We start from the raw sequence: 10,121 nt of genomic DNA on the forward strand, positions 1-10,121 counted from the left end.
CCCGACCCCCCCCGCCCGCCCGCCCCCGCCCGCCCCGCCCGCCCCCGGAGTGATGTACGCCACTCCGCCCCCGCCCCAACCCCCGCCCAACCAGCATCAAATCGGTACAAGCCGCCCATATGTCGTATTCAACTGGTTTGTTTCCATATGGTGCTTGAGGGTGTGTCAGCAGAAAACACGCGGGGCATAATCGGCCCCGGTCGTCTCCGGAAGTGCTGGAGCCATCGGGGCACCGACTCCCGCCCTTCGGCGCGCACCCGCACCGGACCGACCCCCAAGGCGCCCGCAGATGTCCCTGGCCAGCCGCACCCGCCTCGCGGCCCTGCTCGCCGCACTCACCGTCGGCGCCGCCGGGGTCACCACCTGGGCCCACGGAGACACCGACGCCCACCCGGCCGCCCCCCACGCCCCCCTGCGGCCCAGCGTCACCGAGGGCACCGTCCTGCAGCTCGTCGCCCACCCCGACGACGACCTCTTCTTCATGAACCCCGACCTCAGCCGCTCCATATCCACCGGCATCAAGGTCACCACCGTCTACCTCACCGCCGGCGAGTCCGACGGCCGCAACGAAGCCCGCAGCCCCCACCTGCAGGACCCCGCCCGCCCCGCCGACCACGCCGCCTACGCCGAAGCCCGCCAGAACGGCATACGCGCCGCCTACGCCGAAATGGCCACCGGCCGCCGCACCAGCACCTGGCAGCGCACCTCCATACCCACCGCCGGCGGCGGCAGCGCCGAGGTCGACGTCCTCCTCGACCGCCCCGAGGTCAACCTCGTCTGGATGCAGATGCGCGAGGCCCGCAGCATCTCCGGCGACAACCCCGACAGCCTGCGCGGCCTGTGGGACGGCAAGATCCCCGCCCTCGGCTCCCAGCTCGCCTCCCACACCCCCGTCACCACCCCCTTCACCTACACCAAGGACCAGGCCGTCCAGGCCATCGCCGGCATCCTCGCCCGCTACAAGCCCACCACCATCCGCACCCAGGACCCCACCCCCGGCCGCACCCGCCCCGACGGCGCCTTCCACGACCACCAGGACCACATGTACGGGGCCCGCTTCGTCCAGGCGGCCACCGAACGCTACGCCGCCCTCACCGACCGGCCGCACTTCTCGGTCCAGAACTACGTCAGCTACCCCAACAGCTCCCTGCCGCCCACCCTCGACGCCAAGGCCGCCGAGGAGAAACTCGGCTACCTCAAGACCTACGCCTGGAGCGACCACCAGGACTGGTGCGGCAGCCCCGCCGGCTGCGGCGACCGCAAGACCGCGACCCGCCCCACCGGCGCCGGATGGAACCAGACCATCCGCTACAGCCGCGGCGAGAGCACCACCTGGATGACCGAAGGCACCCCCGGCCGGCTCCACGCCTTCGCCGCCCTCGACGGACAGATGGCCCACTGGACCCGCCCCGGCCCCACCGCGGACTGGCAGGGCCCCCGCTTCCTGCCCGCCACCGCCCCCGGCACCACCCTCGACGCCGGCGTGTCCACCGCCCGTCTCCCCGACGGCCGCATCGCCGTCCTCGCCACCCGCACCACCCTGGGCACCACCGCCCAGGACTACCGGCGCGACACCGTCTACGCCCTCCAGAGCGCCCCCGGCGCCGGCTTCGGCCCCTGGCACAGCCTCGGCACCCCCGACACCGGCGACACCTCCGCCACCACGGCCACCGGCGCACCCACCGCCGCCGTGGACACCACCGGCCGCATCACCGTCTACGTACGCGACTCCCGGCGCACCCTGCGCGCCCGCACCCAGCCGGCCCCCGACACCGCCTTCGGCCCCTGGCAGACCCTCGGCGGCACCGCCCTGCAGGGCGACCCCGTCACCGCCACCGACCGCGCCGGACGCCGCCACCTGTACGCGGCCACCGACCGCACCGTCCTGGCCTGGACCCAGCCCGCCCCCGGCGCCCCGCTCGCCGGACCCTTCCCCACCGGCCTGCCCGCGACCACCGGCGTGCTCTCCGCCACCGCGCACGACGACGGCGTCCGCCTCTCCTTCCGCCGCCCCGGCACCGGCACCGTCACCACCACCCTGGCCACCATCACTGCCCCCGCCGCCGCCCCCGCCGCCGGGCCTGCCGCCGGCCCGGTCCTCTCCCCGCCCGCCGACGCGGGCGGCGAAGGCGGCTACGGCGCCGTCGGCACCGCCGGCCACCTCCTCACCGGCCGCGCCGCCACCGGCACAGCCGCCGTCACCCTCCCCGGACAGACACCCGCCTGGCACGAGTCCCAGATGCTCTACACCGGCGCCCCGGCCGCCCTGACCGCACCCGACGGCACCGGCCTGGCCGCCGCCCTCGGCCTGGACGCCGGCCTGCACCTCACCACCACACCCCCGCCCGCCCCCACCGCACCCGCACCGCCCGCGCCGTGGCACCGCGCCATCGCCCCCACCGCCCTCGCCCCCACCGCCCTCGCCCAGGCCGCCCGCCGGCCCTCCGGCCGGCAGAGGTGACCCCCACCGAAGTACTCGACCACCGCCACCTCGACCAGGCCTGCCTCGACGCCGAGAGCGACGTACGCCGGGCCGGAACCCTCCGCCCGGCCGCCACCGTCACCGCCCGGTCACCGGCCCCGGCCCGGTCACCGGCCCGGTCTCCTCAGGACCCCCGCCGCCCCGCCCTCGCACGGGCGGTCGCCGCCGAACAGGCCGCCTACCGCCGCCTGCCGGCCGCCCGGGAGAAGGTCCGCACCACCCCGCCCCCGGGCGCGGCGACCGCACCCGCCCGCCCCGACACCCGCCCCGGCACGCCCCGCCCCGACACCCGCCCCGGCACGCCCCGCCCCGGCACGCCCCGTACCCCGGTCGTCTACGGGCGCAGGGGAGGGGCCGGAAGCCCGCCGGCCTCCAGCGCCACCAACGCCAGCACCACGATCGAACCCGTCCACGCCAGCGGCGCCACCGACGCCGGCCGCCCCTCCCGGTCCACCTTCTCCGGCAGCTCACCCAGCACGTTCCGCTTCGACAGCACCCACTCCAGCACCGGCCCCGCCTTCCCCGGCCGGCCCCCGGCCGCCCAGGCCAGCGCGAAGAACGCCGTACTGGGCGTCCACGCCGTCGCACCCCACGGCGCCCCCGGATCATCACCCGGCGTCAGCCCCCCGTTGGGCAGCAACAGCGCCCGGTAGGTGGCATCCAGCGCCGCGGGCAGACCGGCCGGCGCCGCGTTGAAAGGCGGCGCCATGAACGTCACCGCACTGTCACGCCCGTGCCGCCCGTCAGCGGTGCGCTGATAGCCCACCGGGAAGAACCGCTTCGAGATCCCCGCCGACAGCCGCCGCGCCGCCCGCTCCCACCGCACCGCGTCACCGGGCCGGCCCGCCTCCCGCGCCAGGTCCGCGGACGCGTTGAACCCGGCCAGCAGCGGCGCGGCCGTCCCGATGTTCGGACCGGCCGTCATCAGCTCCCAGTAGTCCGGCGAAGCCGGAGGCAGCCCGTCCGCACCCAGAGAACGCGCCGCACGCTCCGCCGCCCTGCGGATCATCGGATAGAGGACCTCCAGCCGCGCACGCCGGCCCTCCGCCGGCGCCGCCCGGTACCACTGCCACACCGCCCACGGCACCCAGCCGTTGGCATCGAGCTGCCACCGCCTGCCGTCCGGCGGACCGGAACCGTCGAGCTTCGTACGCGCCTCCCAGCTGCCGTCCCCGCGCTGGGTCGCGGCACTGTGCCGCAGGATCCGGAACGCCTCCTCGTCATGCCCGGTGTACGCGAACGCCGCACACGCGAAACTCGAGTCCCGCGGCCACGAGTACATCCACCCCGGACTCCACCCCGCCGCCATCGCACCGTTGGGCCGCAGCAGCGCCCGCATCGCCAGCAGCGCCCGCCCGGCCGCCGCCCGTTCGGCCGCGGACCTTCCCGGGACACGGCCGGACGCCAGCCAGGCCCGGCTCTGCCCGATCTGCCGCAGCGCCCGCCCGTCACCGGCCGCGACCACCACCGACTCCGTCCGCCCCGAAGGCAGGTACAGCCACCGGCCGGACGCCAGCCGCAGCACATTGCTGCCCTCCACGTACCGGGCGCCGGCAGCCAGCTTCGCCGAAACCCCCTCGGCGGCCGTCGCATTGGACAGCACCCCGACGGTGGGAGCGGCCAACCCCGACAACGGCGCATGCCCCCCGCCGCCGCACACCGGGACGACCGTACTCGTCAACGCCGCCGCGACCACCGCCCAGCAGCCGAGGACACCGGACACCGCCACTCCCTCCGCCGCATCCGACACATCCGACACATCCGCATGCCCGCGCAACGGCGCACCCCGTGCAACGGCGTACGCATGTACGTACGTACGCACGGGCCCGGCCCGGCCCGGCCCGGACACGGGACCCGGACCCCGGGACCCGGACACGGGACCCGGACCCTGGCTCGCACCCCATCCTCGAAGACCCCCGACCGCCCCGCCACGGAAACCCCGCCGCCCGGGTGAGCCACCCCCGCCCCGGCCCCCGCCCCCGTTGCCGCGTCCGCCCCGCCCGGGATGCCGCACGCGCACAACCGTGCACATCATGGGTGTTCGCGGGCCGTGCGCTCACCACAGCCGGCGGGGCGCACCGGCCGCCCTTGCCCGACGGGCCCCACTGCGAAGGGGTGGCCCATGAGCACCGTGGCGGCCGAGGGCGAGGACCTCCTCACCCCCTCCTCCCCGGCCGGCCGGAACACCGGCCGCCCCCGCCCCCTCCCGCACACACTCCTGCCCGCCGCCGGAGCGACCCTCCTGGCCGCCGCCGGAGCCCTCGTCGCCGTCGGATGCTTCCTCGGCCTCTACATCCGCCCCACCTCCGACGACTGGTGCGCCGCCTGGAAAACCCGCGACCTGGGAGTCCTCGGCATCACCGCCGACTTCTACACCACCCAGAACGGCCGGGTCGCCAACGCCTTCCTCAGCGGCCTCCTCTACAGCGGCGGACCGGCCGGCACCAAACTCCTCCCCACCCTCATCGCCCTCTCCCTCACCGCCGCCCTGGTCCTCCTCGGCCGCCGCCTCCTGCACACCCTCGGCCACGCACCGCCCCTGCTGCTCCTGACCGCCTGCGCCCTGGCCCTGCAGGCACTCCTCTACTACGCCGGCACCCGCAGCTACCAGGTCCTGCTCTGGGCCCCCGCCACCATCTCCCACACCCTGCCGAGCGTCATCGGCCTGTGGGCACTCCTGCTGGCCCTCACCACCGTCGACCACCCCCGCCGCGCCGTCCGCACGGCCGGCCTCGCCGCAGCCCTCCTCACCGGCTTCGCCCTCGGCACCCTCAGCGAACCCTTCGCCCTCGTCAGCGGCCTCCTCGCCGCGCTGACCGCCGTACTGTGCCTGCCACGCCTGCGCCTCGCCCCCACCTGGCGCCCCTTCACCTGGTGCCTGCTGTGGTGCACCGGCCTCGCCTGCGGCCTCGCCGTCCTCTACACCTCCCCGGGCGCCCGCTGGCGCCGCGCCCAGCAGCCCGAGAAGCCCCCGCTGCTCTCCCCGGCCGAACTGCGGGCCACCTACGAGGACTGGCTGCGCATGTGGGACACCGTCACCGGCCAGCGGGCCTACCTCGCCGCCGCGGCCGCCGGCCTCCTCCTGGGCCTGGCCGCCACCCTCCGCACCCGCCGCACCCGCGCCCGGCCCCAGCCCCGGACCGCTACCGGCCCCGGTATCGCTCCCGGCCCCGGACGGGCGACACGCGCCGCCCTGCTGCTGCTCCCGCTGCCCGTGGTGGTCCTGGGATCCTTCGCGGTGGCCGCGGGCCTGCGCAGCGGATACGGCCCCACCGGCTGGACCTACGCCCGCACCTGGACCAGCTTCCTCCTGCCCATGGAACTGGCACTGTGCGGCTACGGAGTCCTGCTGGGCGCATGGGCCGGCCCCCGCCTGGCCGCCCGCGGCCCCGCCGGCCCCGCGGCCGCCACCATCGCGGCGCTCTGCCTGACGGTGGCCTCGATGGCCTCCCTCGTCCCCGCCCTCCAGCAGCTCACCACCACCACGGTGGCCCGCTCCGTCGCCTGGGACGCCCAGAACGCCCGCATCCGGGCCGAGACGGCCCGGGGCGCCACCGACGTGGGCTACCGCCCCCTGCCCGTCGGCAACCTCGCCGAACCCTTCTTCACCTCCGACTACCGCCGGGACTGGGTCGCCGCCTGCGTCTCCCGCTGGTACGACATCAACCGCATCCACCGCCGCTGACCCCACCCCCGGCCACGGTGTTCGCCGGCACGGTGCCGCAGGCCCGGCCGGGCCTGCGGCACCGTGCCACCGGGCGGCGCTTGCCTGGGCCACGCCCGGGCCACGGTGTTCGCCGGCGCAGCGGCGGGGGCGGCCGGACTTCCTGGAGGCGTGGCGCTGCCGGCGGGCTCCGGCGCTCAGCCGGCGCTGGTCCGTCCCGGCCGGGCGGTCGGGGCCGGGCCCGCGTCGGTCGCCAGCCGTGCGTGCAGCTCGACGTCGTAGCGGACCTCGTCGTACTCGAGCCTGCCGCGCTGGATCCCCTCCACCGCGAAACCCGCGGCCCGGGCCACCCCGCACGAAGCCGGGTTGTTCACCCGGTGGCCCAGCTCCAGCCGGAACAGACCGGCGTCCTTGAACGCCCAGGCCGCCACCGCGGCACAGCCCCCCGACGCAACCCCCCGCCCGCGAGCCGCTGCAACCGTCCAGTACGAGACCCACCCCGTGCGGTGCCGCCGGTCCACGGACCCGACCGCCACGTTCCCCAGCACCGCGCCCGCACCGTCGACCACCGCGAAGGCGAAACCCGCCCCCGCATCCCACTGCTCCGCCCGGGCCACCAGCCACCGCCGCGCCGCCGCCCACGTCACCACCGGCTCGGCGGCCTGCCACGACATCACCGGATCGGCGAACGCCGCCAGCACCGCCCCGGCATCCGCCGACGACCAGCGCCGCAGCCGCAGCCCCGAGGACACTTCCAGACGATCACGCACCGCCGCAGTCTTCCCCGGCCACCGCCCCGCCCGCCAGCCCGTTTCCCGCCCCGGCCCGGCGGCACGCCCCCTCCCGGCCCGGATCAGCCCTCGCGGTCCATCACCCGACGGGCCGCCTCGGCCTCCGCCGCGGGCGGCGAGAGCTCGTCGAGGGTGTCGAGCTCGTCGTCCGAACCCAGCTCCTCCTCCCAGGCGGCCGCAAGCCGCTCCTGCTCCTCGCGCGGCATGCCCGCCACGGCCTCCCGCCGGTGCGGCTCCAGCACCGCGAGGAAACGCCCGACCGGGTCCGTCGGCATGCCGTACTCCTTCTCACCGTGGGACAGAGGGCACTGCAGTGGAGGGGACAGAAGGAAGGAAAGGGGGCGGCGGACGCGATGCCGCACCCCGGCCCAGCATCGCGAACCGGGCCCGCACCACCGGTCCGACACGGCACGCCGCCACCCGAATGCACGCGCCCGCACCCCCGGACACGGGCATACGCCCAGACACGGGTGCGGCGTGCCACGGCCCCTCGGCCACGACACGCCGCACCCCGGCAGCCGGCGGTCACCGTCCCCGTCGGGGCGACCGCCGGGCGGGATCAGCCGCGGTGGTGGTGTCCGCGGCGGCCCCAGGACTCGGTGTCGACGACGTTGCCGCGGTGGTCGCGGAGGGTGGCGGTGTCGCGGTCGTCCCAGATCTGGTGGCGGCGGTCCTGGTAGACGTCGTGGCGGGTGTCGCGGCCGTGTCCGGTGTGGACCTTGACGGCGGAGCGCCCGTCGAGGCGGAAGTCGTTGAAGCGGTAGCGGTTGCCCTGCTGGTCGGTGAGGGTGAAGCCACGCAGGTTGACGCTGTGGCGGCCAGTGTTCCGGATCTCGACCCATTCGCGGTTCAGGGCGCGGTTGGAGCGGTCGCCCCGGCCGGGGCTGTCGTACTGGACGTCGCCGATGACGAGGGAGGAGCGCTCCCGGCGGTGGTCGCGGCGGTGGTCGTCGGCCGCGGCGGGCAGCGCGGCCGCGCCGGCCAGGGTGCCGGCGGCCAGGAGGACCGCCAGGACGCGGCGGGCGGCGGGGGAAGCAGACATGGAGGATGGACCCCTTCGACGTCAACGGACGGCCCGGACCGGCAACATCCACCCCCATACACACGGGCGGATACCTGCCGGACGGGCCCGAAACGATTCCCGGCCACTGGCCGAGGAGCCACACTCTGGCCGCCCGGCGCACCCGGACACCGCCCGCCCACCCCCTGTTTCCCAATCCGGATATGTCCGTAACTCTCCCTTGTAGTGGGCAACCGTCAAACCCGGATTGACGCCCCCGGCACGGCAGTTCACCCGCCAGCCGGTGGCACGCCTGCGCAGCAGCCCTCCCCGCAGCCCGGCCCCCGCCCCCGCCCCCGGCCCGCACCCCTGCGCCGAACGGGTTCAACAGCCTGTAACAGCCGCCCCCGCCACCCCTTCGCACGCACCTGCGGAAACGATTCCGGTGTACGAGAAACCAGCCCCCGCCGGCACGCCACCGCCCCGCACCCGCCGCCCGCCCCGCCCGCACCCGCCGGCACGCCACCGCCCCGCCGCCCCGGCCCGCCCTGCGGCGGCCGGCGTCATCGCCCCCAGTACTTCCTGACCAGCTCGTAGGAACCGATCCGCTCCCGCAGGTCGTAGACCGGCGTGGCCAGCATCAACTCGTCCGCCCCCGTCTCAACGGCCAGTTGCGCGAGCCGCCCCACCACCGCCTCGGGCGCCCCGACCGCCTGCTGCGCACGGAAACCCTCCAGCGCCTGCCGCTCCTGCTCCGTGAAGGGATGCGCTGCCGCCTGCTCGGGCGTGGGGAACGGCGCCTGGCTCAGCCCCTGCAGGAGCCCGGCCTTGACGACGTTCATCGGCCCCGCCCGCCACACGGCCTCCTCCTCCGTCTGCGCGCACACCGTCTCCACGCACAGCAGCACCCGCGGCCGCTCGCACCACCGGGACGCAGTGAACGCCGCCCGGTAACCCTCCACGACCGCACGGGTGTTGTCCGGACGGATGTGATGCGCGACCGCGACCGGCAGGCCCAGGGCCGCGGCGAGAGCACCCCCCGCGGCACTGGAGGCCAGCAGCCACGGCTCCGGCAGCGGACCGAGCGCGACCTCCTCCACCAGGAACGACAGGACCGCGGCCACGTCCTCCCGGTACTCCGCATCCGTCGCCGGCCCCGCCCCCCGGCGCAGCGCCCGGGCGATGCCCTCGTCGAAAGTGCCCGGACCCCGGCCGATACCCAGGTCGATGCGGTCCTCGTGCAGGGCCGCCAGCGTCCCGAACTGCTCCGCCAGCGCGAGCGGCGCATGGTTGGGAGCCAGCACCCCGCCCGAACCCAGACGGATCACCGAGGTCGAGGCAGCGGCGTGCGCCGTCAGCACGACCGGCGGGAACGCGCCGATCGCGGGGGAGTGGTGGTGCTCCGCGTACCACAGGCGGTGGTAGCCCAGCCGCTCCATTCCCCGGGCGAAGGCCGCGGTGTCCCGCAGGGTGTCCACGGCGCGGGTGCCCGTCTGCACCATCGCGACTTCCAGCGCTGAAAGAGGTATGTCGAGCATGGCCGTCAGCATAGGGAGCCCCCCGCCCGGCAACCGCCCCGATGATCGTTTTCACGCCACCACGGACGGACCCGCAGGCGAGCGGGCCCCACAGCCCGGCCCGGCCCGGCCCCGCCCGCCTCGCAGCAGCCGAAATCCCGATTAACGCGCATCGGTGAAAACGTCAAGCCCCGAATTCGCGGAACGTGACCGCCGGCGCGGCGAACCGGCTTACTGGATATGCGGCCCCACCGGAAAAGAGAACGAGGCCGCAGACGCGGTGGGAAACAATCCCCACAATCGCGGAGGCCCCGAAATGATGGAGCCTTTCAGGTTCCGATTCGATCAGGAGAAAAACCATGAACCGCAAGTTCGAGACGTCCGAGTCCCGCCCCAAGCGCCGAGGTTTCCGCCTCGCGACCGCCGTCGCCGCTGCCGCGATCGCCGGCGGGATCCTCATCCCCACGTCCTCCGCGATGGCGGCCCCCACCACCTCGGTGGAAAGCGTCGTCACCCACAGCAAGCACGACCACAAGAAGCACGACGGCAACCACCACGGCAAGAAGAAGAAGCGCAACAACGGCGGCAACACCCAGGGCGGTACGCAGGGTGGCGGCAACGGGAACACCCAGGGCGGTACGCAGGGTGGCGGCAACGGGAACACCCA

At 75.4% G+C, this 10,121-nt stretch carries 7 protein-coding genes and 1 pseudogene; 3 read left to right on the forward strand and 5 right to left on the reverse strand.

Annotated features, from left to right (window positions below; all coding sequences use genetic code 11):
* Positions 1 to 289: 289 nt before the first annotated feature.
* Positions 290 to 2,461 (forward strand): PIG-L family deacetylase, encoded by a 2,172-nt coding sequence (locus AAT21_RS14375; protein WP_063838095.1) that lies wholly within the window; start codon positions 290 to 292, stop codon positions 2,459 to 2,461.
* A gap of 355 nt (positions 2,462 to 2,816) precedes the next feature.
* Here the strand turns inward: AAT21_RS14375 and AAT21_RS14380 are convergent, their stop codons facing one another.
* On the reverse strand, positions 2,817 to 4,205 hold the full coding sequence (locus AAT21_RS14380) for a glycoside hydrolase family 15 protein (protein WP_157879688.1): 1,389 nt from the start codon (positions 4,203 to 4,205) through the stop codon (positions 2,817 to 2,819).
* 399 nt (positions 4,206 to 4,604) lie between these two features.
* Between AAT21_RS14380 and AAT21_RS14385 the strand changes: the two genes are divergently transcribed.
* The gene (locus AAT21_RS14385; protein ID WP_052757778.1) at positions 4,605 to 6,167 is read left to right on the forward strand and encodes a DUF6056 family protein; all 1,563 of its coding nucleotides are present in this window, start codon (positions 4,605 to 4,607) and stop codon (positions 6,165 to 6,167) included.
* 176 nt (positions 6,168 to 6,343) lie between these two features.
* Here the strand turns inward: AAT21_RS14385 and AAT21_RS14390 are convergent, their stop codons facing one another.
* The 4 genes from AAT21_RS14390 to AAT21_RS14405 form a co-directional block, all read right to left on the reverse strand.
* The gene (locus AAT21_RS14390; protein ID WP_046776943.1) at positions 6,344 to 6,916 is read right to left on the reverse strand and encodes a GNAT family N-acetyltransferase; all 573 of its coding nucleotides are present in this window, start codon (positions 6,914 to 6,916) and stop codon (positions 6,344 to 6,346) included.
* Between the two features lie 83 nt (positions 6,917 to 6,999).
* Complete coding sequence (locus tag AAT21_RS14395; protein ID WP_030966540.1) at positions 7,000 to 7,212, reverse strand: hypothetical protein; 213 nt, start codon at positions 7,210 to 7,212, stop codon at positions 7,000 to 7,002.
* 284 nt (positions 7,213 to 7,496) lie between these two features.
* Complete coding sequence (locus AAT21_RS14400) at positions 7,497 to 7,979, reverse strand: lamin tail domain-containing protein (RefSeq protein WP_046776944.1); 483 nt, start codon at positions 7,977 to 7,979, stop codon at positions 7,497 to 7,499.
* Positions 7,980 to 8,500: 521 nt separating this feature from the next.
* Positions 8,501 to 9,475: an MsnO8 family LLM class oxidoreductase gene (locus AAT21_RS14405; RefSeq protein ID WP_046777421.1), complete on the reverse strand. Its 975-nt coding sequence runs from the start codon at positions 9,473 to 9,475 to the stop codon at positions 8,501 to 8,503.
* Between the two features lie 338 nt (positions 9,476 to 9,813).
* Here AAT21_RS14405 and AAT21_RS38030 point away from each other — a divergent pair.
* Positions 9,814 to 10,121: pseudogene (locus tag AAT21_RS38030) on the forward strand (hypothetical protein); the annotation flags it as partial.

It is taken from the genome of Streptomyces yangpuensis, from assembly GCF_001005295.1.
GTDB lineage: Bacteria > Actinomycetota > Actinomycetes > Streptomycetales > Streptomycetaceae > Streptomyces > Streptomyces yangpuensis.

Excerpts from the sequence above, each read along its gene's own strand:
- AAT21_RS14375 (WP_063838095.1), top strand. The coding sequence starts at position 290 with ATGTCCCTGGCCAGCCGCACCCGCCTCGCGGCCCTGCTCGCCGCACTC.
- AAT21_RS14385 (WP_052757778.1), top strand. The coding sequence starts at position 4,605 with ATGAGCACCGTGGCGGCCGAGGGCGAGGACCTCCTCACCCCCTCCTCC.
- AAT21_RS14395 (WP_030966540.1), bottom strand. The coding sequence starts at position 7,212 with ATGCCGACGGACCCGGTCGGGCGTTTCCTCGCGGTGCTGGAGCCGCAC.
- AAT21_RS14400 (WP_046776944.1), bottom strand. The coding sequence starts at position 7,979 with ATGTCTGCTTCCCCCGCCGCCCGCCGCGTCCTGGCGGTCCTCCTGGCC.
- AAT21_RS14405 (WP_046777421.1), bottom strand. The coding sequence starts at position 9,475 with ATGCTCGACATACCTCTTTCAGCGCTGGAAGTCGCGATGGTGCAGACG.